This is a genomic window from Agromyces humi (assembly GCF_009720255.1).
GTDB lineage: Bacteria > Actinomycetota > Actinomycetes > Actinomycetales > Microbacteriaceae > Agromyces > Agromyces humi.
The window spans coordinates 1-21,485 of record NZ_WJSP02000027.1; the positions used below are offsets into that span (position 1 = coordinate 1).

At 69.9% G+C, this 21,485-nt stretch carries 23 protein-coding genes and 1 tRNA gene; 6 read left to right on the forward strand and 18 right to left on the reverse strand.

What is annotated here, in order from left to right; translation table 11 throughout:
- The 4 genes from GH736_RS04695 to GH736_RS04710 all read right to left on the reverse strand — a co-directional run.
- Positions 1-501, reverse strand: a 501-nt coding sequence (locus GH736_RS04695; protein ID WP_328596792.1) for an inositol monophosphatase family protein, incomplete at its 3' end; no start/stop codon positions are given.
- Positions 502-650: 149 nt separating this feature from the next.
- Positions 651-732, reverse strand: a tRNA-Tyr gene (locus GH736_RS04700).
- Between the two features lie 94 nt (positions 733-826).
- Positions 827-1,519 carry a PH domain-containing protein gene (locus GH736_RS04705; protein ID WP_159600741.1) on the reverse strand — a complete coding sequence of 231 codons (693 nt, stop codon included), beginning with the start codon at positions 1,517-1,519 and terminating at the stop codon, positions 827-829.
- Positions 1,520-1,537: 18 nt separating this feature from the next.
- Positions 1,538-1,702 (reverse strand): hypothetical protein, encoded by a 165-nt coding sequence (locus tag GH736_RS04710; RefSeq protein WP_159600743.1) that lies wholly within the window; start codon positions 1,700-1,702, stop codon positions 1,538-1,540.
- A 191-nt stretch (positions 1,703-1,893) separates the two neighbouring features.
- Here GH736_RS04710 and GH736_RS04715 point away from each other — a divergent pair, with 191 nt between their 5' ends.
- The 4 genes from GH736_RS04715 to GH736_RS04730 all read left to right on the forward strand — a co-directional run bounded on the left by GH736_RS04715 (position 1,894) and on the right by GH736_RS04730 (position 6,054).
- Positions 1,894-2,913, forward strand: coding sequence for a LacI family DNA-binding transcriptional regulator (locus GH736_RS04715; protein WP_159600745.1), 1,020 nt, complete (start codon positions 1,894-1,896; stop codon positions 2,911-2,913).
- Positions 2,914-3,045: 132 nt separating this feature from the next.
- On the forward strand, positions 3,046-4,734 hold the full coding sequence (locus GH736_RS04720) for a glycoside hydrolase family 13 protein (RefSeq protein ID WP_159600747.1): 1,689 nt from the start codon (positions 3,046-3,048) through the stop codon (positions 4,732-4,734).
- 80 nt (positions 4,735-4,814) lie between these two features.
- Positions 4,815-5,303, forward strand: coding sequence for a YajQ family cyclic di-GMP-binding protein (locus GH736_RS04725; RefSeq protein ID WP_159600749.1), 489 nt, complete (start codon positions 4,815-4,817; stop codon positions 5,301-5,303).
- Positions 5,304-5,313: 10 nt separating this feature from the next.
- Complete coding sequence (locus GH736_RS04730) at positions 5,314-6,054, forward strand: NUDIX domain-containing protein (RefSeq protein WP_328596793.1); 741 nt, start codon at positions 5,314-5,316, stop codon at positions 6,052-6,054.
- Positions 6,055-6,113: 59 nt separating this feature from the next.
- On the opposite strand, the gene GH736_RS04735 is transcribed toward GH736_RS04730, so the two are convergent.
- The 10 genes from GH736_RS04735 to GH736_RS04780 form a co-directional block, all read right to left on the reverse strand.
- Positions 6,114-7,181, reverse strand: a complete 1,068-nt coding sequence (locus GH736_RS04735; protein WP_159600751.1) for an alpha/beta hydrolase — start codon at positions 7,179-7,181, stop codon at positions 6,114-6,116.
- Between the two features lie 77 nt (positions 7,182-7,258).
- Positions 7,259-8,146: a type II secretion system F family protein gene (locus tag GH736_RS04740; protein ID WP_159600753.1), complete on the reverse strand. Its 888-nt coding sequence runs from the start codon at positions 8,144-8,146 to the stop codon at positions 7,259-7,261.
- 1 nt (position 8,147) lies between these two features.
- Entirely contained in the window at positions 8,148-9,104 is a 957-nt protein-coding gene (locus tag GH736_RS04745; RefSeq protein WP_159600755.1) for a type II secretion system F family protein, read from the reverse strand.
- A complete protein-coding gene (locus tag GH736_RS04750) occupies positions 9,101-10,573 on the reverse strand; it encodes a CpaF family protein (RefSeq protein WP_159600757.1) in 1,473 nt (490 codons plus the stop codon). Before GH736_RS04750 ends, GH736_RS04745 begins: the two co-directional genes overlap by 4 nt.
- Positions 10,560-11,891: an AAA family ATPase gene (locus GH736_RS04755; RefSeq protein ID WP_159600759.1), complete on the reverse strand. Its 1,332-nt coding sequence runs from the start codon at positions 11,889-11,891 to the stop codon at positions 10,560-10,562. The genes GH736_RS04750 and GH736_RS04755 overlap by 14 nt, the downstream gene beginning before the upstream one ends.
- Complete coding sequence (cpaB, locus tag GH736_RS04760; protein WP_159600761.1) at positions 11,888-12,658, reverse strand: Flp pilus assembly protein CpaB; 771 nt, start codon at positions 12,656-12,658, stop codon at positions 11,888-11,890. Before cpaB ends, GH736_RS04755 begins: the two co-directional genes overlap by 4 nt.
- Before the next feature lie 35 nt (positions 12,659-12,693).
- Complete coding sequence (locus GH736_RS04765; protein ID WP_159600763.1) at positions 12,694-13,686, reverse strand: pilus assembly protein TadG-related protein; 993 nt, start codon at positions 13,684-13,686, stop codon at positions 12,694-12,696.
- On the reverse strand, positions 13,683-14,075 hold the full coding sequence (locus GH736_RS04770) for a TadE/TadG family type IV pilus assembly protein (RefSeq protein WP_159600765.1): 393 nt from the start codon (positions 14,073-14,075) through the stop codon (positions 13,683-13,685). Before GH736_RS04770 ends, GH736_RS04765 begins: the two co-directional genes overlap by 4 nt.
- Positions 14,076-14,168: 93 nt before the next feature.
- Complete coding sequence (locus GH736_RS04775; protein ID WP_159600767.1) at positions 14,169-14,354, reverse strand: Flp family type IVb pilin; 186 nt, start codon at positions 14,352-14,354, stop codon at positions 14,169-14,171.
- A gap of 232 nt (positions 14,355-14,586) precedes the next feature.
- Complete coding sequence (locus GH736_RS04780; RefSeq protein WP_159600769.1) at positions 14,587-15,249, reverse strand: prepilin peptidase; 663 nt, start codon at positions 15,247-15,249, stop codon at positions 14,587-14,589.
- Between the two features lie 133 nt (positions 15,250-15,382).
- Between GH736_RS04780 and GH736_RS04785 the strand changes: the two genes are divergently transcribed.
- Positions 15,383-15,706, forward strand: coding sequence for a hypothetical protein (locus GH736_RS04785; protein WP_159600771.1), 324 nt, complete (start codon positions 15,383-15,385; stop codon positions 15,704-15,706).
- A gap of 30 nt (positions 15,707-15,736) precedes the next feature.
- Here GH736_RS04785 and GH736_RS04790 read toward each other — a convergent pair whose 3' ends face one another.
- The 4 genes from GH736_RS04790 to GH736_RS04805 all read right to left on the reverse strand — a co-directional run bounded on the left by GH736_RS04790 (position 15,737) and on the right by GH736_RS04805 (position 20,902).
- Positions 15,737-17,530, reverse strand: coding sequence for a thiamine pyrophosphate-requiring protein (locus GH736_RS04790; protein WP_159600773.1), 1,794 nt, complete (start codon positions 17,528-17,530; stop codon positions 15,737-15,739).
- A 75-nt stretch (positions 17,531-17,605) separates the two neighbouring features.
- Positions 17,606-18,979, reverse strand: a complete 1,374-nt coding sequence (locus GH736_RS04795; RefSeq protein ID WP_159600783.1) for an FAD-dependent oxidoreductase — start codon at positions 18,977-18,979, stop codon at positions 17,606-17,608.
- A gap of 17 nt (positions 18,980-18,996) precedes the next feature.
- The gene (locus tag GH736_RS04800) at positions 18,997-20,121 is read right to left on the reverse strand and encodes a polyprenyl synthetase family protein (RefSeq protein WP_203230648.1); all 1,125 of its coding nucleotides are present in this window, start codon (positions 20,119-20,121) and stop codon (positions 18,997-18,999) included.
- A gap of 73 nt (positions 20,122-20,194) precedes the next feature.
- Complete coding sequence (locus tag GH736_RS04805; protein WP_159600777.1) at positions 20,195-20,902, reverse strand: class I SAM-dependent methyltransferase; 708 nt, start codon at positions 20,900-20,902, stop codon at positions 20,195-20,197.
- A gap of 153 nt (positions 20,903-21,055) precedes the next feature.
- On the opposite strand from GH736_RS04805, the gene GH736_RS04810 reads away from it, so the two are divergent.
- Positions 21,056-21,340 carry a DUF427 domain-containing protein gene (locus tag GH736_RS04810; RefSeq protein WP_159600779.1) on the forward strand — a complete coding sequence of 95 codons (285 nt, stop codon included), beginning with the start codon at positions 21,056-21,058 and terminating at the stop codon, positions 21,338-21,340.
- Positions 21,341-21,485: the final 145 nt, after the last annotated feature.

Here is a 21,485-nt window from a genome sequence, read left to right on the forward strand (position 1 = left end):
GAGGGCGGAGGGCAGCGCCACACCGGCGTTGACGGCGAGGTCGCGTCCGGCGAGGCGCGCTCCCCCGCCGGCAGTGGCCTCGAACGTCTCGCCCGAGACGGGGTTCACCACGACGCCCGCGAGCGTGGTGCCGCTGACGTCGCTGCCGGCGGCGCCCTCGACGACGGCGATGCTCACCGCCCAGGCCGGGATGCCGTAGAGGAAGTTGACCGTGCCGTCGATCGGGTCGACGACCCAGTCGAGCCCGCTCGTGCCGACATGGGTGGCGTCCTCCTCGCCGACGATGCCGTCGTCGGGCCGCGCGTCGAGGATAAGCGAGCGGATGAGCGACTCGGTGTCACGGTCGACCGCGGTCACGATGTCGGTCGGGGTGGACTTCGTCGCCGCGACGCTGACGCCGGCCCTGCGGGCGGTGAGCGCGAACTCCGCGGCCCGTACGGCGATGTCGCGGGCGAGGTCGAGCAGGGCGGCGTTGGCTCCGGATGCGTCGTGCTGGCTCATGCGCCTCACGCTACGTCACCCGCACGGGCGTGGTCGCGGGCGTGACCCCGTTCGACGAGGGCATCGACGCACGACCGCGGCCCGCGGCATCCGTCGCCTGAGCCGCCCCCGGAAACGACGAAAGCCCCGGATCACCGGGGCCTTCACTGTGGCGAGTGAGGGATTCGAACCCCCGAAGTCGTAGACAGCTGATTTACAGTCAGATCCCTTTGGCCGCTTGGGTAACTCGCCATTCGCACCCGACCGCGTTCTGCACACAACCGGGGGCCTGTCAAGGATACCCGCGAGGTGGCGTGTCGTGAAATCGGCGCCGGCGTCCGGCCGATCAGCCCTCGGACCGCCACCACGGCAGGTCGATCGGCGCCGTCGGCGTCGAGGTCACGTCCTGCGGATCGGGGTACGGATCAGCGTATGGATCGACGTACGGATCGCGGTATGGATCACGGTACGGCTCGGAGCGCTGGTCGCCCGATGCGATCGGCTGGTCCACGGGCCGAGCCAACGGTCGTCCGCCTCCGCCGCGCAGGCCGGACCGCTGGATGACGCGCTGGATCGTGAGCCCGCGCTGCGTCGGCGACCCGACGAACCGGATCTCGCGCAGCCCCTGTTCCTGGGCGGCCGACTCGAACACGAAGTGCCCGTAGTTGAAGATGCGGCCGATGATGGGCGTGTGCACCGAGATGTCGAGGATGCGCGAGATCGGCATGGTGGCCACGTGCTGCGAGAGGATGCCGTGCACGCGGAACACGCGCATGTTCGTGACGACGAACCGGTCCATGCGCGCGCCGATGATGCGCCACAGCGCGTGCAGCAGCAGCGCGAGGCCGCCGAGCAACGGCAACCAGTAGCCGCCCGCCGGGAGCCACAGCAGCAGCGCCATCACCGGGATGATCGCGAGCAGCTCGAGGATCGGGCCGAAGATCGCCGCCCAGTGCTTGGTCACCTCGTCGACGATCACCTCGCCCTCGTCGGCGATGAGGTACCGCTCGACGCGCGGGTCGAGGAAGAGCACGCTCACGGGATCACGCTCATCGGGTCATGTCGCGAGGGAGGTGAAGAAGCGGCCGACCGACTCGACGCCGTTCCAGACGGCGCCGACGGCACCCTCGACGGCGTTCGCGGCATCCTCGGGCCTGGTGATCATGTAGAAGAAGGCGAAGACCACGACGAGCGCGATCACGATTCGCTTGACCCACTTCACGCGTGCGTTCCCTTCGGCGAGCACAGTGGGCAAGCCGCCCCCCGGTGGGCCGACCCAAGACAAAGACAGGGTCTTGTCTATCGCACGACGGCGGTCTGCGGGAGACCTCCGCCCGGCGCGGCGTGTCCGAACGGTAGGATTCCTCTGATCGGCCTGGCCGGGAGGACTCGGCATCGCCGGGATTGGAAGCCATGGCCGGCATCGAAGAGGTCGCGAAGCTCGCGGGGGTCTCCACTGCGACGGTGTCGCGTGCGCTCAGCGGCCGCGGACACGTCTCACCCGCCTCGAAGGCCAAGGTCGTCGAGGCCGCCGCGCGCCTGGGCTATGTCGTCTCGTCGAACGCGTCGAGCCTCGCCTCGGGGCGCACCCGCAACATCGGCGTCGTGATCCCGTTCCTCAACCGCTGGTTCTTCTCGTCGGTGCTCGAGGGCGCGCAGCAGGAGCTGCTGCGCAGCGGCTACGACCTCACCCTCTACAACCTCTCGGGCGACGGCCGAGAGCGCGCGAGCGTGTTCGAGCACTTCCTGCTGCGCCAGCGGGTCGACGCCGTGATCGCGGTCTCGCTCGAGCTCACCGAGCCCGAGGTGGCCCGCCTGCACGAACTCGGCAAGCCGCTCGTCGGCGTCGGCGGACCGATCCCCGGGGTGCGCACCCTCACCATCGACGACGCAGCGGTCGCCCGGCTCGCGACCGAGCACCTCATCGCGCTCGGGCACTCCCGCATCGCCCACATCGGCGGCGACCTCGAGTTCGACCTCGACTTCCACCTGCCCACCAACCGCCGCATCGGCTACGAGGGCGCGCTCCGCGACGCGGGCATCGAGCTCGACCCGCGCCTGTTCGCGCCGGCCGACTTCACCATCAAGGGCGGGTACCACGCGGCGAAGCAGCTGCTGGGCGTACCGCGCGATCGCCCCACTGCGATCTTCGCGGCATCCGACGAGATGGCCATCGGGTCGATCCTCGCGGCCCGCGACCTCGGGCTGTCCGTGCCGCGCGACGTGTCGATCGTCGGCATCGACGACCACGACCTCGCCGACTTCTTCGGCCTCTCGACGGTCGCGCAGTTCCCGCGCCTGCAGGGCGAGAAGGCGGTCGAGATCCTGATGGAACAACTCGAGCCCGACGCGGATGCCGCGGCGCCGGCCGCGACGCCCCTCCCCTACGAGCTGCGCGTCCGCTCCTCGACGGCCCGGCCGCCCGAACGCTGATCCCTGCGGTAACCCCCATGGCCGGTCCCATGTAACCGGCGATGACGAGCGAAACCGGGCAACGGATGCCTCGAGCGCGCGATCGGCGTATCGTGCCGCCGAGGCATCCGACCGGAAAGGACGCACCCGAAGATGACCGACACCCGACCGACGACCCTCGCCCAGGAGAACGCCGCGATCCTCGCGAAGGACCCGAACTGGTGGCGCCAGGCCGCCGTGTACCAGATCTACCCGCGCAGCTTCGCGGACGCGAACGGCGACGGCATCGGCGACCTGCCGGGCATCACGAGCCGCATCCCGTACCTCGCCGAGCTCGGGGTCGACGCGGTGTGGCTGTCGCCGTTCTATCCGTCGGCCCTCGCCGACGGCGGCTACGACGTCGACGACTACCGCGACGTCGACCCGAAGCTCGGCACCCTCGCCGACTTCGACGAGATGGTCGCGGCACTGCACGCCAGCGGCATCCGCCTCATCGTCGACATCGTGCCGAACCACTCGTCGAACCGGCATCGGTGGTTCCAGGAGGCACTGGCTTCGCCGAAGGGCTCGGCCGCCCGCGACCGCTACCTCTTCCACGACGGCGCCGGGCCCGACGGCACCGAGCCGCCGAGCGACTGGAAGTCGATGTTCGGCGGGTCGGCGTGGGAGCCGGCGGGCGACGGTCAGTTCTACCTGCACCTCTTCGCACCCGAGCAGCCCGACCTGAACTGGGCGAACCGCGAGGTGCGCGACGACTTCCTCACGACCCTGCGGTTCTGGGCCGACCGGGGCGTCGACGGGTTCCGCGTCGACGTGGCGCACGCACTCGCGAAGGACCTCACCTATCCGCTGCGCTCGCACGACGAGCTCGAGGAGATGAAGCTCGTCACCGACGGCTCGCACCCCCTGTGGGACCGCGAGGAGCTCGACGAGATCTACGCCGAGTGGCGCGCGGTGTTCGACGAGTACGACCCGCCCCGCATCGCCGTGGCCGAGGCGTGGGTCGAGCCCAGTCGCCGCTACCGCTACGCGCTTCCGACGAGCCTCGGGCAGGCGTTCAACTTCGACCTGCTGCGCGCGAACTTCGACGCCGACGAGTTCCGCGCCATCGTCGACCACAACATCCAGTCGGTCGCCGTCACGGGGTCGTCGAACACGTGGGTGTTCTCGAACCACGACGTGGTGCGCCACGCCACTCGCTACGGACTCGCCGACGACCCGGGCCAAGAGGGCGAGGTCGGCAAGCGCTGGCTGCTGCACGGCGGGCCGGCCTCCGAACTCGATGCGGCGCTCGGCCTGCGCCGCGCCCGCGCCGCCACCCTGCTCATGCTCGCCCTGCCCGGCAGCGCCTACCTCTACCAGGGCGAGGAGCTCGGCCTTCCCGAGGTCGCCGACATCCCCGATGCCGAGCGGCAGGACCCCACGTTCTTCCGCAGCCCGGGCGTCGAGGTCGGGCGCGACGGATGCCGCGTGCCGCTGCCCTGGACGACGGCGGGCTCGTCGTTCGGGTTCGGCGCCGACGGCGCGCACCTGCCGCAGCCGTCGTGGTTCGGCGCGTTCTCGGTGGAGGCCGAGGGCGCCGACCCCGACTCGACGCTGCACCTCTATCGCCGTGCGCTGGCGCTGCGCCGCGAGCTGCAGGGCGCCGAGGAGCTCACGTGGCGACGGCACCCGTCGGGCGCCGACGACGTGCTCTGGTTCGAGCGTCCCGGCGGCTGGCAGTCGATCACGAACTTCGGCGCGTCATCCGTCGACCTGCCAGAGGGCGAAGTGCTCGTCACGAGCGCGCCGCTCGAAGACGGGCGGCTCCCGAGCGCAACCACGGCCTGGCTCCGCGGGTAGTTCGATGCGGCAACGGATGCAGCGGAACGCCCGCCCGGGGCATCCGCACGCGGCATCCGGCCCTCGATAGACTGGCGCGCATGGCAGATTCAACGTTCGACATCGTCAGCAAGGTCGACAAGATGGAGGCCGAGAACGCCGTCAACCAGGCGCGCAAAGAGGTCGAGCAGCGCTACGACTTCAAGAACGTCGGCGCCTCGGTCGAGTGGAGCGGCGAGAAGGTGCTGCTCAAGGCGCAGACCGAGGAGCGCGTGAAGGCGGTGCTCGAGGTCGTCGAGTCGAAGTTCATCAAGCGCGGCATCACGCTGCGCTCGCTCGACGAGGGCGAGCCCTACCCATCGGGCAAGGAGTTCCGCATCGAGATCGGCCTGAAGAACGGCATCGACAGCGAGAACGCGAAGAAGATCTCGAAGATCATCCGGGATGAGGCGCCCAAGACGGTGAAGAGCCAGATCCAGGGCGACGAGCTGCGCGTCTCCTCCAAGAGCCGCGACGACCTGCAGGCCACCATGGCGCTGCTCAAGGGAAAAGACCTCGACGTCGCTCTCCAGTTCACGAACTTCCGCTGAGCGCCCGCGAGTGAGCGACGGCAAGCGGATGCCTGCGGCTGACGCCGGCGCGGATTCCGGTGCGCCGGCGGCCGACGGCGAGCGGATGCCGCAGGCGGGCGTCGACGTGCCCGACCGCCGCGGCCGCATCGGCCTCGACCGGGTGGGCCGCGACCTCGACGGCAACCCGCGCGTGCGCGTGCGCGACGTGCGGGTGCTCACCTCGAACTGGTACGTGACGCGCGTCACGTCGTTCGACTACCAGCACGCCGACGGCCGGTGGACCACCGAGGAGCGTGAGACGTACGACCGGGGCGACGGCGCCTGCATCCTGCTCTACGACGTGGCCGCCCGCACGGTGCTGCTCACCCGGCAGTTCCGCTACCCCGCCTACGTCAACGAGCACCCCGACGGCATGCTCACCGAGGTGGTCGGCGGCCTGCTCGACGAGGACGCGGCCGAGGTCGCGATCCGCCGCGAGGCCGAGGAGGAGACCGGCGTCGTCGTCGGCGACGTCGAGCGGGTGTTCGAGGTCTACATGAGCCCCGGCTCGGTGACCGAGCGGCTGCACTTCTTCGCGGCGCCCTACGTGCGCGGCTCCGTCGCGCACGGCTCACGCGCCGGCCTCGTCGAAGAGGGCGAGGACATCGAGGTGCTCGAGCTCGACTTCGACGACGCCCTCGACCGCATCGGCCACGACCTGATCGACGCGAAGACGATCATGCTGCTCCAGTGGGCAGCGCTGAAGGGGCCGTTCGCGGCACGGGCATAGCGCGCGGCATCCGCCAGCGGCATCGGCGTGGCGCCGCGGCATCCGCTCGCTCACGCCGCTCAGCGCCCGGGCTCGTATCCCCGCAGCCACCGCGTGATCGACGCGTACGCCGCCGCCCGAGCCGGCTCGCGCGACAGGAACACGTCGTGCATCGCCCCGTCGATGCGCGCGACCGTGACGTTCGGCCCGAGCCGCACGGCGCGCTCGGCGATCTCGTCGACGACGAGCACGATGTCGCTCGAGCGCATGGCCTCGGTCCACTGCGGCTGGATCGTCGACCGCGCCGACAGGATCGTGAGCACCGGCGCGCCGACGTCGATGCCCGCGGCGACCGTCGCATGGCCGGAGAGGATCGCCGTGAGCCAGGCCGGATGCGTGGTGAACCCGCGGTCGGGGCGCCACTCGTGCGAGTACTCCCATTCGCCGCCCTGCTCCTTCGACACCGACCGCGTGTAGAAGCCGAGGTCGACGTTGGGCAGCGGGCCGGTCGGGCGTATGCGCGCACCGAACGTGATCACCGGCGCGAGCGCCTCGCGGCCGACCCTGCTGAGCTGGAACTCCAGCCACGGGCTGTTGAGCACGAGCGCGGCGGCGCGTCCGGGGTTGCGGGCCGCCCAGAGGCTCAGCGTGAGCCCGCCGGTCGAATGGCCGAGCAGGATCAGGGGCCGAGCGGATGCCGCCCCGCCCGCGTCATCCGTCGCGCCGTGCCCCGTCGCGCCGTGCCTCGTCGCGCCGTGCCCCATCGCGGTGAGCGCCGCCTCGAGGTCGGCGTCGTAGTCGGCGAGGTTGGTGATGTAGCCCGGCGTCTGCCACGGCCGCAGGCTGCGCCCGTACTTGCGCAGGTCGAGCGCGAAGAACCGCGCGCCCGCGGCCGACCAGAACCGCGCGAGCTCGGGGTTGAAGAAGTAGTCGCTCCACCCGTGCACGTAGAGCACGTCGGCGCCGGATGCCGCCCCGCGCCGTTGTTCCCACGGCCAGGTGAACCGACCCGCCGCCCGCGGGCGATGCCGCACGAGCGTCGCGACGATTTCCCCTTCGTCGTCGCTCCCCAGCGGAAGCTCGAGCTGCTCGAACCCCTCGCCGAGCACGTCGGGCCCCCACTGCTCGTCGCGCTCCCCCTCGGCCACGGCACCTCCCCCCAGGCGTCCTGGGTCGAGCCTATCGAGGCGGCCGTTCGAGTGCCGGGGTCACCCTGCGGGAGTCGCTACTTGGAGAAGGTGTCCACGATGCCGAGGACGGCAGGTGTGAGGATCACGATGAACATCACCGGCAGCAGGCAGAAGATGAGGGGGAACAGGATCTTGACGGTGATCTTCTGTGCGGCTTCCTCGGCGCGCTGACGTCGCTTCGTCCGCATCTCGCCGGCCTGCACGCGAAGGACGTCGCCGATGGCCACACCGTACGCGTCGGCCTGGATGATGGCACGCACGAAGCGCCGAAGGTCCTCCGAGTTCGTTCGACTCTCGAGCGCGAGGAAGGATTCACGACGCGTCCGGCCGATGCTCATGTCCTGGAGTACGCGGATGAGCTCCTCCGTCAGCGGGCCCTCGCCGCCACGTGCGGCCTTCGCCATCGCGGAGTCGAAGCCGAGGCCGGCCTCGACGGCGATGGTCATCTGGTCGAGCGTGTCGGGCAGCGCGATCATGATGGCCTGCTGCCGATCATGCGCCCGGCTGTTGATCATCACGTCGGGGAGGAAGAAGAGCATCACGGTCGCCGCGACGGCGAGGACGACCTTGAACGGCTCCGAGCCGCTCACCGAGACGAAGAGGAATCCGAAGAGCGTGCCGGTGATCGCGAGGATCAGCTTCCAGGTGATCACACCCGGAACCGACCATCCGGGGGGCCGGCCCGCGAGCACGATCTGCTTGTCGATCCATCCGACATAGCCCTTGGGCGCTGCGGCGATCAGGGAGCCCGAGATCGACGTGCGCGGCTGAACGACGGCGAGCGCCGGCTGCGCACCGGAGTCGGCCTCCGGAGTCGATTCGGTGGCCGGGCGCCGACCCGGGAACAAGAAGAAGATGAAGACGCCGATCGCTGCGGCGGTCGCCACGGCGACCCCGACGATGGTGAGTGGCAGGCTGTCCATCTCAGAACTTCACTCTCACGACGACCGCGATCCAGATCGAGCCGATGATCATCAGGATGGCGGCGACGACCAGGGCGAGGATGCCGAAGATGTTGCCGAAGAACGCGGCGGTGTAGGTGGGTTGGATCAGCGCGAAGAAGAGGAAGAGCGCGATCGGCAGCACGATGAGGATCGTGCCGGAGAGCCGCCCCTCGGCGCTGAGGGATCTCACCTGTCGACGCACCTGGTTGCGTTCGCGGATCGTCTTGCCGACCTGGTCGAGCACTTCCGCGAGGTTGCCGCCGGTCTCGGCGTTGATGCCGATGGCCTGGGCGACCCAATCGAAGTCCTTGCTCTGCATGCGATCGGCGACGACCGAGAGCGCCTCGGGGAGGGATCGTCCCAGGCGCGACTCATTCACGGCTCGAGCGAGCTCCTCGCTCATCGGCGAATCGGCTTCATTGGCCACTGACGCGATCGCCGTGGAGAGCCCGTGGCCCGCGCGCAGCGACCCGGCGATGAGCTGCACCGCGTCGTCGATCTGATCGGCGAACTTCGCACGACGCCGCGAGGTCCGGACGTTGAGCATCACCTTCGCGCCGATCGGGGTCAGGATGGCGAAGAACAGGCCGAGCGGGATCGAGGTGCCGTTCGCCAGGCCGAGCACCACGCCGAGCAGGCCGAGCACGCTCGCGAACGAGGCGACCACGATCAGGAACTGCGACGGCGGGGATGAGACCCCCGCCAGCTCGAGCGCCGCCTCGCCGAAGATCCGTCCGCGCCGACGTGAGGTCGCGGTATCGACCACGGCCGTGGCCTGTGCCGTGACCCGCCCGAGGAGCGAGACCTGCTCCACCCCCGGAGGGAGCCTTCGATCCCGAGCCACCCTCGGGGGCGGCGGCGCGATCACGAAGAACAGGCCGACGAGCAGCGCGAGCAGGCAGACGGCGAGGCCCACCACGAGGATGACGGGGCTCATTGGATCTCCCCGAGCAGGGCACGAAGATCGGGCCGGAACAATGCCGCCGGCAGGTCGATGCCCTGGTCGGCGATCCGCTCGGCGAACCGAGGGCGCACGCCGGTGGGCTCGATCCGACCGAGCAGTCTGCCGTCCGAGTCGTAGCCGGCGGAGTGGTCGAACGTGTAGGCGTCCTGCAGGGTGACGATGTCACCCTCCATGCCATGCACCTCGGTGATGTGCGTGACTCGACGCACGCCGTCCTTGTGACGGGTGATCTGCACGATGATGTCGATCGCCGAGGCGATCTGCTCGCGGATCGCGCGAAGCGGCAGGTCCATGCCAGCCATGAGCACGAGCGTCTCCATCCTCGAGATCGCGTCCCGCGGCGAGTTGGCGTGCACGGTCGAGATCGAGCCCTCATGACCGGTGTTCATGGCCTGCAGCATGTCGAGGCTCTCCGCGCCTCGGACCTCGCCGACGACGATGCGGTCGGGGCGCATGCGGAGCGAGTTGCGCACGAGCTCCCGGATGGTGATCTCGCCCCGTCCCTCGATGTTGGGGGGGCGTGACTCGAGGCGGACGACGTGATCCTGCTGCAGCTGCAGCTCCACCGCGTCCTCGATCGTGATGATCCGCTCGTCTCGCGGGATGAACGCCGACAGGACGTTGAGGAGCGTGGTCTTGCCGGTGCCGGTGCCGCCCGAGACGAGGATGTTCATCTTCGCGCGCACGGCTGCGTCGAGGACTGTGGTCGCCTCCCGCGTCAGCGTGCCGAAGCGGATGAGGTCCTCGCTCGTGTACGGCGTGCCCGCGAACTTGCGGATCGTGAGCGAGGAGCCGTTCACCGCAAGCGGCGGAATGATCGCGTTGACGCGGGAACCGTCGTCGAGTCGGGCGTCCACCAGGGGCGACGACTCGTCGATGCGACGTCCCACCCGCGAGACGATCCGCTCGATGACCCGCCGCAGCTGCGGCTCGCCGGTGAAGCGATGGGCGGTCTCGGTCAGTCGGCCGTTCCGTTCGACGTAGACCTGGTCGAATCGGTTGACCATGATCTCGCTGACGGTCGTGTCCTCGAGGAGCACCTCGAGCGGGCCATAGCCGAGCACATCGGCGCCGATCTCGTCGATGAGGCGGTTGCGCTCCGAGGTCGACAGCGCGAGCTGTTCGGCCGCGACGATCTCGCCGAGTTCGGCCCGGGCGATCTGGTGGAGCTGCTCCTCGGTGAGGGTCGAGTCGTTCAGGCGCGTTCCGATCCGCGCGAAGAGCTCCTCGGCCGCCTTCTCCTTCATCCCGGCGAGGGGATCGACTGCGGGAGCGTGACGCACCGGCGTTGCCGCGGGCGCCTGGAACAACGCCTCGGCGGATCCTTCGGCCTCGACGGGGATGGACGGCTCGGCGGGATGCGTCGGCGGAGCCACGGGAGGCGGAAGCTCGACCGTCTGCTGCGGGCTCCGAACCGAGTTCAGTCGTTCATTGAGATTCATCGGTTCGCCTTCGTTGGATCTTGCGTCGCTTCGGGGAGGCCTCGGGAGCGATCCGCTTCACCACGGAGCGGATCGCCTTCGCGGCGGGGTCGCGGGCGTCGTCATGGATGAGCGGGATGCCACGGTTGCTCGCGAGCAGCACCGCCGACGAGCGTGGCACCTCCACGTCGACCGGAGCTCCGAGGATCCGCTCCGCGTCTCGCACGGTGAGCCCGCTGCCTCGCTCACTCTGGTTGAGGACCACGTGGCGATTGCTCGGCATCAGGCCCACCGTGGTCAGCAACTCGAACTCGGTTCGCATGGCTCGGAGGCTGGGAACGCTCATGTTGGTGACGAACACGGCGTCGGTCACGTGCTCGAGCGTGGCGAGCGTGTGCTCGCCGAGCCCAGGAGTGGTGTCCACGACGACGTAGCGGAAGGATGTCCGGAGCCGCTCGATCAGGAGGCCGAGCGCGGCCGTCGAGATGGCGTCGCCCAGTTCGGGCGACGGGGCCCCGGCGACCACGAAGAATCCGGCGTCATGGTGGGTCAGCGAGGTCTTCAGGACGATCTCGTCGGCCGCCGCATCCGCGACGGCGTCGACGATCGTGCGGTCGGGTTCGAGCGAGAGGGCCGTGGCGATGTCGCCGAACTGCAGGTCGGCGTCGACGAGGACGACGGAGTTCGGCGCGATCTCGGCGAGCCCCGTGGCGAGATTGATCGACAGGGTGGTCTTGCCCTGGCCGCCCTTCGGCGCGACGACCGCGATCGCCTCGGTCCGTGTGCCGGCTTCGAGCGGCGGGAAGTCCCACGTCGGCACCGGTGGCGCCTGGGTGAGCTCGTCGTATGCCACGACGTCTCCACCGGTCAGCGCATCGAATGGGGTCTCGACTGCCTGCCGAACGGGATCGGCAAGGTGCGCCGCCACGGCCGCTGGCGGCTCGAAGTCGCGCGACGATGCCTTGCCGTGCTGGACGAGCCATGCCGACAGGCGCTCGATCAGCTCGAGCGTCGTCTCGTCGGAGGCATCCGGGCTGAGCACCGCGTGCAGGGCGAGTTCGTCGACCCAGTCCTCCAAGTCGGAGCGCTGCTCCCTGACGACGATGAGGCCGACGTCGGGATGCCGCGAGGTGAGCTCCTCGGCCAGCCCGTGGGTCTCCTCGTAGTTGAGGACGGGCCCGAGCAGCGCGATCCTCGGTGTTCCATCGACCCGATCGACGACGGAGGAGGCGCCGAACGTCAGGAACTCACCGGTCACGACATCGAGGCGCGCGCCGAGGAGCGACCGGAGACGGGACTCGTATTCGGCGGAACGACTGACGAGAAGGAACGGAGTCACTGGAACGCGTTGCCCAGGTCGACCGGGGACGAGCCGCCGGTGTCGGTCGCGTCGTTCTGGAGGGTGAGCCACATGTCCGCGTAGTGGTGTTGCCCATCCTCGCCCTCGGAGAACCACACCCAGCGTTCGACGTCGTGGGTCGAGAGCGCAATGGTAAGCATGATCGCCGCCGTCGGATCCTGCTCGGTCGCTTCAGGATCGGCTTCGGAGTCCCGGAGGGAAACCCCCTGGACGCGCGTCACGAGGACGCCATTGAAGGCGAACTGCGATGTGTAGGCAGGGACCACGACCTGCCCGTTGGCGTCTTTTCGCTCGGGGACGGTTCCGACCATCCCGATGCGGTCGCCCGCGACGATGGCCCCACCGACGACTCGGTCGGCCGGCAGCGTGAACGAGACGAGCTGCATGCCGGCAGGAACCGGCACGTCACCGCGCGCCGCCAGCTCGAGGGGGTCGATGAATCGCGCCTCGAGGAGCTGCTCGCCGGGAAGGATGGTGGCGTCGCTCACGAGGCCCGCCAGGTCCGCGAGGTCGGTGACCGCGCCTGGTGCGACATTGCGTTGTGGAAGGGAGTCGACCTTGACGAAGTCGGCGATCCCGTCGCCGGAGGTTCCCTCGGGGATCTCCTCCGCGACGATGTAGACGTCGGTGGTCGTGGCGCCGTCGGCAGCCCTGGCGTCCGCTCCGCGCACGTAGGCGATGAGCACGAATGCGCCGAGCCCGGCGAGCATGAGCGCGACGATCGCGCCGATGATTCGGGTCTTCATGAGTTTCCTGTTTCGTATGTAGGGTTTCGGAACGTTCAGCCCATGAGGCGGACGATGCTCAAGCCGCCCGAGGGTCCTTGACCGAGGACGAAGTCCTCGCCGAGATCGACGTACTTGACGAAGTACCCCTGGATGCCCTTCGAGTTGCCCTGGTTGGGCACGTTCGGCAGCAGCGGAGATCCGCCGCAGTACTGCGCGGAGCCCGCGCCGCCGGTCTTGACGCCGGTCAGCTTGAAGGCCGCGAACCTCGAGATCCTGAATGTCGCGTTGGCTCCCGAGCCGGTGGTGGAGGAGTAGAGCGGAATGAGGAGGGTCTCGCAGAGCCGCTGGGCGAGGATGCTCGACGAACAGCCGTTCTTGTTCGGGTTCGGCTGCACGCCCACCTCACCGCCCACCGTCGCATTGATGCTGATGGTCGCCGAGCAGTTCGTGCCGTCGAGCCACCCGAAACCGCCGGGAGCGCCGTTGGCGCACGGTTCACCCGTGCTGCCGTTGTTGATCAGCAGCCACGCTCGCGTCGGATTCGTGGCATTCGCGTCCTGGGGTGGGAGATCGTTGAACTCGCATTCAGCGATCGTGAGGGCGATCTCGGTGGTCCCCGAGACGGGCGTGCCCCATTCGGCGCTCGCTCGAGCGCGAACCGTGGTGTCCGCCTGCTGCTGGAACAGCGAGGCGAACGGATGAGGGACCCCATTGCCGTTCGGCGACGAGGCCTCGACGGTGACGTTGCCGCTGCTCGCGTTCGCGGTCAGTGACGCGATCGCAGCCGCGGACTGCCCGTCGTTGGCGTTCGACCCGGCGATGCCGGTCGCGAGGCCGCCCGCCCCGGCGGTGCACGTGGTGCCGCGCTTCGCGCAGTCCTGTGCCACCGCCAGCGCGGCGGCGTCGGCACCGTTCTGCAGCTCGACCTTCTCCCAGTACAGCAGGCCGGAATCGCCGACGAACGCGAGCGTGACGAGCAGCGGCACCATGATCAGCGCGAAGGTGATGGCCGTGGCGCCGCGCTCATCGCGCGGACGTACTCTCAACCGCCGCATCGCATCGTTCCTCTCGCCGAGAGCTGGTTGCCGCCCGCCAGGCCCTGCACGAAGCCGGTCAGGTCGGTGATCGGAGTTTCGACGAGCACCGTCGCGGTCGAATCGGCGGCCGTCGTGCACGGCGTGACGACGGTGAACGTGATCGCCGTGGAGACCAGGTTGGCTGCCCTGGCTTGCGCTTCCGTGACGGGGTTCGGACTGGTGTCACGATTGTGGATCGCGTAGTACCGCACTCCCTCGCGAGCGGCGTTGCTCACAGAGAGCTGCTGGTTGAACACCCATCCGAGATCGACGAGCGCGAAGACGAGCAGGAGCAGCAGCGGGAGGACGAGTGCGAACTCGACCGCCGCTGCGCCCCTCTCGGACCGATGTCGGGCCATCGGTTGCTCCAATCTTGACCGTTGCGCGTCGACCGCGCCCATCGAGGGCGCGGTCGGCGCGCAACGAGGGTCGAGACGACGAATCCAGTCCGACTAGAGCCGGCTCACGATGTCGGTGTTCACGAAGTTCGTGACGGCGGGTGCGATCAGCGCGAGCGCTCCGACGATCGCGATCGAGGCGACGCCGATGATGAGCGCGTACTCGGTGGCGGTTGCGCCTTCCTCGTCAGCACGGAGCGAGTTGATGCGCGCAACGGCGCGCGAGTATGCCTTGAGCATGATGAATCCTTCGGGTTCGGGACGTGCTCCCCGGCGGGTACCGGGGGGTGGGTTCCGCCGGCGGGTACCAGCGGATGATCGAAGGTAACCGTGCATTCTCGCGGCGAACATGCCCCCCTTCGGGGGATGTCAGCGTTTGCAGCGCAGCAATATCGAGGAATCCCCGGAATTCCGCGCAAGTTCGGAGCTTCAACCCCCCGGTCTGGGGGTAGGGACGTGTACCCCGAATGGACTATGACCCGATGACGAGCACGGCGATCAATGCCCCCGCGAGCATCGACGGGCCGAACGGGATCGAGCCCCGAAGGGTCACGCGCCGCAGCAGGAGGGCGACGATCGCCACGACTCCGCCGACCACGAACGCGGCGAGCAGCGCGATGAGCCAGGCGGTGAGGCCGAACCATCCGAGCAGCAGGCCGATGACCAGGGCGAGCTTCACGTCCCCCATGCCCATCGACGCCGGGGAGATCAGCGCGAGGAGGAAGTAGACCGCGAACATCGCCGCCGAGCCGATCACGGCCCAGAGCAGCGACATCCACGCACCCGTGGCCCACGAGGCCGGCACGAGCAGCAGCGCGACCGCGGCGAGCGTGGGGAAGATCACCGCGTTCGGCAGGCGCTTCTCGGCGAGGTCGACGAGGGTCAGCACGGTGGCGGATGCCGCGAAGACGAGCAGCGCGGGGAGGATCCACGTGAGCCCGAAGCGAAGCGCGAGGGCGGCGAAGGTCGCGGCGGTGACCGTGCTGGCCGCGATGCGCACGGTGCGCAGCGGCATCCGCTCGCTCGACCGCTCATCCATCATCGACCGCCGGGTCCACGCCGCGAGCGGCCACCAGCCGAGCGCACCGCCGACCACGAACGCCCCCACGGCGGTGACGAGGGTGGCGAGCGGCATGATGTGCAGCGTAGCGGCAGCCGCGGCATCCGCTCGTCGGTCCTGCACAGCTCCGCCCACCGACGAGACGCTGTCCATCGACACGGCGCCGCCGGCCTGACAGGCTGGAACCCACGACGAACGAGGGGGAACCATGGGCGTTGAGGCCGAGCGCACGTATGACGCGGTGACGCGCGAGATGCTGGTCGACGAGGACTACGACGTGGACTTCACCCCCGACGGGCTGCTCGTGCACGGCCTGCTGTTCGCGTTCCTCGACGGCGACGACCTGGTCGTCGAGCTGCCCGAGGCTCGTTCGGGCGACCTGCGCGAGCGCGGCATCGCGACGCCCTTCACGGGCACGCACGGCGGTCCGAGCCGCAACTGGGTGCGGGTCGCCGACCGCGAGCTGTGGTCGGAGCTCGCCCGCGAGGCGCACACGTTCGTGGGCGAGCCTCCCGTCGGACGGCAGTCCTAGGCGGGGCGCCGGAAGCCTGAGCCAGTCCGCTCAGCCCTGCTCGAGCCGTGCGTACGCCTCGAGCAACTTCTGCGCGTGCGACGCCCCCTCGGCCTCCAGCGCCGAGCGCATCTCCTTCAGTGCGCTCTCACCCTGCGGCAGCGGCGGCAGCAACGGCACGTCGCGGTCGCTGATGAGCTGGATGACCGTCGGGCGGTCCGCGGCGAGCGCCCGCGACCAGGCGTCGTCGATCTCGTCCGGGGTGTCGACGATGATGCCCCGCATGCCGAGCAGCTCGGCGTAGCGCGCGAACGGGAAGCCGGGCAGCGCCTGGCTGGTCTCGAACCGCGGCGCACCCTCGACCTCGCGCTGCTCCCAACTGACCTCGGCGAGGTCGCCGTTGTCGAGCACGAGCACCACGAAGCGCGGGTCCGCCCATGACGGCCAGCGATCGGCCACGGTGATGAGCTCGGCGATCCCGGCCATCTGCATGCCGCCGTCGCCGGCGAGCACCACGACCGGGCGATCCGGCGACGCGAGCTTGGCGGCCAGGCCGTACGGCACGCCGCAGCCCATGCTCGCCAGCGTGCTCGAGAAGTGCACGTCGACCCCGGGCGGCACGCGCAGCTGCCGGGCGTACCAGTACACGACGCTGCCGACGTCGAGGGCGACGAGGGCGTCCTCGGGCAGGTGGGTGTTCAGGGCCCGGATCGCGTACTCGGGGTTCACCGGGTCGGCAGCCACCTCTGCGCGGGCCTCGCTGATGCGCCGCCACCCCGACACGAGCTCGCGCACGCGGGTGCGCCACGCATCCACGTCGGCCCGTGGCATCCGCTCGGCCAGCATCTTCACCGTCTCGCCGGCGTCGCCGACGAGGCCGACCTCGATCGGATACCGCCGCCCGACCGCCCGGCCGTCGAGGTCGATCTGCACCGCCCGTGCCTGCCCCGGCGCCGGGTAGAACTCGGTCCACGGATCGCTCGACCCCACGATGAGCAGCGTGTCGCACTCGGCCATGACCCGCGCGCTCGCGGTGGTGCCGAGGTGGCCCATGGTGCCGGCGACGAACGGCAGCGACTCGTCGACGTAGGGCTTGCCGAGCAGGCTCGTGACCACGGCGGCGCCGATCCGGTCGGCGAACGCCACCACCTCGTCGGCGCACGCGCGGGCGCCCTGGCCGAGCAGCACCACGGGCTTCGCCCCGCTCGAGAGCACGGATGCCGCGGCATCCACGTCATCGGATGCCGGGACCACGCGCGGCGGCCGGTACTCCGCCGCCGTGGTGACGTGGCCGTGCTCCCCGCTCGGCTCGACGGCCGGGGAGGTCTGCACGTCGTGCGGCACGATGACGACGGTCGGCGTGCGGGTCGCGAGGGCGGTGCGGAACGCCTGGTCGATCGCGGCGGGCACCTGCTCGGGCGCGACGACGGTGGTGGCGTACTGCGCGGCGACGTCGGCGAACAGCCGCTCGAGGTTGACCTCCTGCTGGTACTCGGAGCCCAGCACCGACCGCACCTGCTGGCCGACGAGGGCGACGACGGGCGCCCCGTCGAGCTTCGCGTCGTAAAGGCCGTTCAGCAGGTGGATCGCGCCAGGCCCCTGCGTGGCGGCGACCACGCCGACCCGGCCGGTGTACTTCGCGTGCGCGGTCGCCATGAACGCCGCGTTCTCCTCGTGCCGCGCCTGCACGAAGGCGGGGCCGTCATCCGAGCGCCGCAGCGCGTCCATGACCCCGTTGATGCCGTCGCCGCTGTAGCCGAAGATGCGATCGACCCCCCAGTCGCGCAGGCGCGACACGATCACGTCGGCGACGGTCTGCTGGTCCTCACCCGCTGAATCCCCCATGCCGCCACGCTAGGCGGGCACCCCCACCCGAGGCAGGGCCTTGACAGCGCCGGAGGGCGAGCCGTGCGTCCGGCCCTACTCCTCGCCGCGCGAGATGCCGACCATCTCGTCGCGGGGCACGACCTTGATGCGCACGCGACCCTCGGCCGAGCCGAGCGCCTGCTCGTGCTCGTCGAGGCGGTGCCACCCGTCGAGGTCGGTCCACTCGATGCCACGCGACTCGAGCAGCTCGATCACCGACTCCTCGGAGGGCGACTCGGGCCGCCACCAGTTGCCGAGGTCGTTGATGACGTGCTTGATCGTCTCCATCGCGTCGGACTTGGTGTGCCCGATGAGGCCGACGGGGCCGCGCTTGATCCAGCCGGTGGCGTAGACGCCGTACATCTGGCGCGGCTCGCCGGACTCCTTGTCGCGGATGAGCACCTGGCCCTCGTGGTTCGGGATGACTCCGAACCGCTTGTCGAAGGGGATGCCGGGCAACGGCGAACCGAAGTAGCCGACGGCGCGATACACCGCCTGCACGGGAAGCTCGCGGATCTCGCCGGTGCCGACGACACCGCCTGCGCCGTCGGGCGCGGTGCGCTCCCAGCGGATGCCGCCGACGCGGCCGGTGCCGTCGTCGAGGATCGCGAGCGGCTTGGCGAAGAAGTGCAGGTGCAGGCGGCGGGAGGCCTGGCCGACCTCGCGCTGGCGCCACTGGTTCAGCACCTTGTCGATCACGAAGACCTGCTTGTTGCCGGCGACGGCGGCGCGAGCCGCGTCGTCGTAGTCGAAGTCCTCGTCGTAGACGATCATGTCGACGTCGCGCAGCTCGCCGAGCTCGCGCAGCTCGAGGGGCGTGAACTTCACGGAGGTGGGGCCACGTCGGCCGAAGACGTGCACGTCGGTCACGGGCGACGCAGCGAGCCCGGCGGCGACGTTGGCCGGGATCTCGGTCGGCATCAGGTCTTCGACGTGCTTGGCGAGGATGCGCGAGACGTCGAGCGCCACGTTGCCGTTGCCGATGACCGCGACCTCGCGGGCCTCGAGGGGCCAGGTACGAGGGAAGTCGGGGTGCCCGTCGAACCAGCTCACGAACTCGGCCGCGCCGTAGGAGCCCTCGAGGTCGATGCCGGGCAGGTTCAGCGAGGCGTCGCGCACGGCGCCGGTGGCGAAGATCACCGCGTTGTAGTGCTTCTTCAGGTCGTCGAGCGTGATGTCCTCGCCGAAGCGCACGTTGCCGAAGATGCGGATGTCGCCGCGGTCGAGCACCTCGCGCAGGGCCGTGATGATCCCCTTGATGCGCGGGTGGTCGGGAGCGACGCCGTAGCGCACGAGCCCGTACGGCGCGGGCAGGTGATCGAACAGGTCGATCGAGACATCGAAGTTCCGCTCGGCCTTCAGCAGGATGTCCGCGGCGTAGATGCCCGCGGGGCCCGCCCCGACGATCGCGAGTCGCAGCTTGTTCACGTGCCTGGGTCTCTCCATCAGCTCTGTCGCTCCACGATCGTCTCGGCGAATCGCGTGAGCGCCTTCTTCACGCTGCCCTCGGGCAGCGGCGCGAGCGCCGCAACGGCCTCGTGCGCCCACCGGTGGGCCTCAGCGAGCGTAGCGCGGGTGGCCTCGTGCTCGCGGAGCTCGGCGACGATCGCGTCGACGGTCCCCTTCGACGGCACGATGCGCGACGCCAGCGTATTGGTGTCGTGGGGGTCGAAGCCGTTGCCGGCCTGCGGCACGACGATGACGTCGCGTTCGATGCGCTCCAGCAGGTCGGCGGATGCCGCGTCGGCCCGTGCCAGCTCGGCGAGCCGCAGCAGCGGCAGCGTGACGACGCCGGCGCGCAGGTCGGTGCCGGGCACCTTGCCGGTCTCCTCGGGCTGCGGCGACAGGTCGATGACGTCGTCGATGAGCTGGAACGCCACGCCGATCTTCTCGCCGAACTCGACGATGGGCTTCTCGAAGGTCGGATCGGCGCCTGAGAAGATGATGCCCGACTGCGCGGCGGCCGCGATGAGCGACCCCGTCTTGTCGGCGAGCACCTGGATGTAGTGCGCGATGGGGTCTTCGCCGTCGGCCGGGCCGACCGTCTCGTGCAGTTGGCCGAGCACCAGGCGCTCGAACGTGTCGGCCTGCATGCGGATGGCGCGTTCGCCGAGGCTCGCCATGAGCTGGCTGGCGCGGGCGAAGAGCAGGTCGCCCGTGAGGATGGCGACGGAGTTGCCCCATACGGCATGCGCGCTCGGCACACCCCGGCGGCGTTCGGAGTCGTCCATCACGTCGTCGTGGTACAGCGAGCCGAGGTGCGTGATCTCGATGGCCTCGGCCGCGGTCACCACGTCGTCGGTGATGCCGGCGCCGAGCTGCGCGGTGAGCAGCGTCAGCATGGGTCGCACGCGCTTGCCCCCGGCTTCGAGCAGGTAGCGCGTCGAGACATCCGCGATCGAATCGGCGAAGCTCACCTCGTGCACCAGGCCGGCCTCGACCCGCTCGATGCCCGCGTCGATCGCCTTGGCCATGGCTCGGTCGGCGGATGACGCGAAGACGCGTTCGCTCAGGCCGAGGTTGGCGGCGAGCGCGGAGCCGCGACGTGCGACCGGATGGCTCGGATTCACGCTGTCCAGCCTACCGGTGCGGTTCCTGTGAGCCGTGTCGATGACGGCGAACAGGCAGGGGCGGATTCGCCGTTCAGGCGAGCGGCTTCCGGGCGCGATGCAGCGCGACGACGCCCATGGTGAGGTTGCGCCACTGCACGTCGACCCAGCCGGCCTCGCGGATCCATCCGGCGAGGGTGGGCTGGTCGGGCCACGCATTGATCGACTCGTTGAGGTACTCGTAGGCGGTGTCGTTCGAGCTCGACGCTCGCACGAGCGGCGGCATCACGTAGCGCTGGTAGGCGTGGTATCCGGCGCGCACGACGGCGACCGGCGGGTGCGAGAACTCGCAGATCACGAGTCGCCCACCGGGCTTGGCGACGCGGAAGAACTCGGCGAGCGCGAGCTTCGGCTCGTTCACGTTGCGCAGGCCGAAGGAGATCGTGACGGCGTCGAACTCGTCGTCGCCGAACGGCAGCTTCGTGGCATCCGCCTCGACGAAGACGAGGTTGGGCACGCCGGCCTGACGACGACGGCCGACCTCGATCATGCCGGGCGAGAAGTCGGCGGCGACGACGGATGCCCCCGACTTCGCGAGGCTCGCGCTGGACGTGCCCGTGCCCGCGGCGACGTCGAGCACCCGCTCCCCCCGCCTCGGAGCGACCGCCCGGGTGGTGGCGACACGCCAGAGCGGCGCGTTGCCCACGGAGAGCACGGTGTTCGTGCGGTCGTACCGGGCGGCGACGCGGTCGAACATCGCCGACACCTCTGAAGGGTCCTTGCCGAGGTCTGCGCGCGTCATCCCTCGATTCTACGGCGCCGTCCAGGGGGCGGACCGGGGGCTCAGCCTGCGAGATCGCTGGATGCGTCCATGCATCGGAATGCATCCGGATGCCGCCGCGTTCCGTATCACTGGACATCAACGAGGCGGGCGAGGCCCGCGAGGAGGAGATCCATGAAGGCCATCTGGAACGGTGCGGTGATCGCGGAGTCCGACGCCACGGTCGTGGTCGAGGGCAACCATTACTTCCCGCGCGAGGCGCTCGACCCGCGCTACTTCGCGCCGAGCGAGAACCACAGCGTGTGCCACTGGAAGGGCACCGCCGACTACTTCCACGTCGAGGTCGACGGCAAGCGCAACCCGAACGCCGCCTGGACCTACCCCACGCCCTCCCCCGCCGCCGCCGAGATCGCCGACCACGTCGCGTTCTGGCACGGCGTGGAGGTCGTCGCGGCCTGAGCGCCGGCCGCATCCCCGGGACGTAGGCTGGTGCGGTGATTCACCCGGATGCCACGGGGCTCGTCGACACCCGCCCCGGTCCCGCCGAGCCGGCCGCCGCCGCGGTCGACGCTCGCGCCGCGGACGCGTCCGCGGCCGCGTCCCG

What these genes read in the sequence shown, in the direction of transcription:
- GH736_RS04770 (WP_159600765.1), bottom strand. Translation starts at nt 14,075, where the DNA reads ATGGCCCGACATCGGTCCGAGAGGGGCGCAGCGGCGGTCGAGTTCGCA.
- GH736_RS04780 (WP_159600769.1), bottom strand. Translation starts at nt 15,249, where the DNA reads ATGCCGCTCGCCACCCTCGTCACCGCCGTGGGGGCGTTCGTGGTCGGC.
- GH736_RS04790 (WP_159600773.1), bottom strand. Translation starts at nt 17,530, where the DNA reads ATGGGGGATTCAGCGGGTGAGGACCAGCAGACCGTCGCCGACGTGATC.
- GH736_RS04725 (WP_159600749.1), top strand. Translation starts at nt 4,815, where the DNA reads ATGGCAGATTCAACGTTCGACATCGTCAGCAAGGTCGACAAGATGGAG.
- GH736_RS04775 (WP_159600767.1), bottom strand. Translation starts at nt 14,354, where the DNA reads ATGCTCAAGGCATACTCGCGCGCCGTTGCGCGCATCAACTCGCTCCGT.
- GH736_RS04740 (WP_159600753.1), bottom strand. Translation starts at nt 8,146, where the DNA reads ATGGACAGCCTGCCACTCACCATCGTCGGGGTCGCCGTGGCGACCGCC.
- GH736_RS04785 (WP_159600771.1), top strand. Translation starts at nt 15,383, where the DNA reads ATGGGCGTTGAGGCCGAGCGCACGTATGACGCGGTGACGCGCGAGATG.
- GH736_RS04715 (WP_159600745.1), top strand. Translation starts at nt 1,894, where the DNA reads ATGGCCGGCATCGAAGAGGTCGCGAAGCTCGCGGGGGTCTCCACTGCG.
- GH736_RS04805 (WP_159600777.1), bottom strand. Translation starts at nt 20,902, where the DNA reads ATGACGCGCGCAGACCTCGGCAAGGACCCTTCAGAGGTGTCGGCGATG.
- cpaB (WP_159600761.1), bottom strand. Translation starts at nt 12,658, where the DNA reads ATGAAGACCCGAATCATCGGCGCGATCGTCGCGCTCATGCTCGCCGGG.
- GH736_RS04750 (WP_159600757.1), bottom strand. Translation starts at nt 10,573, where the DNA reads ATGAATCTCAATGAACGACTGAACTCGGTTCGGAGCCCGCAGCAGACG.
- GH736_RS04720 (WP_159600747.1), top strand. Translation starts at nt 3,046, where the DNA reads ATGACCGACACCCGACCGACGACCCTCGCCCAGGAGAACGCCGCGATC.
- GH736_RS04745 (WP_159600755.1), bottom strand. Translation starts at nt 9,104, where the DNA reads ATGAGCCCCGTCATCCTCGTGGTGGGCCTCGCCGTCTGCCTGCTCGCG.
- GH736_RS04810 (WP_159600779.1), top strand. Translation starts at nt 21,056, where the DNA reads ATGAAGGCCATCTGGAACGGTGCGGTGATCGCGGAGTCCGACGCCACG.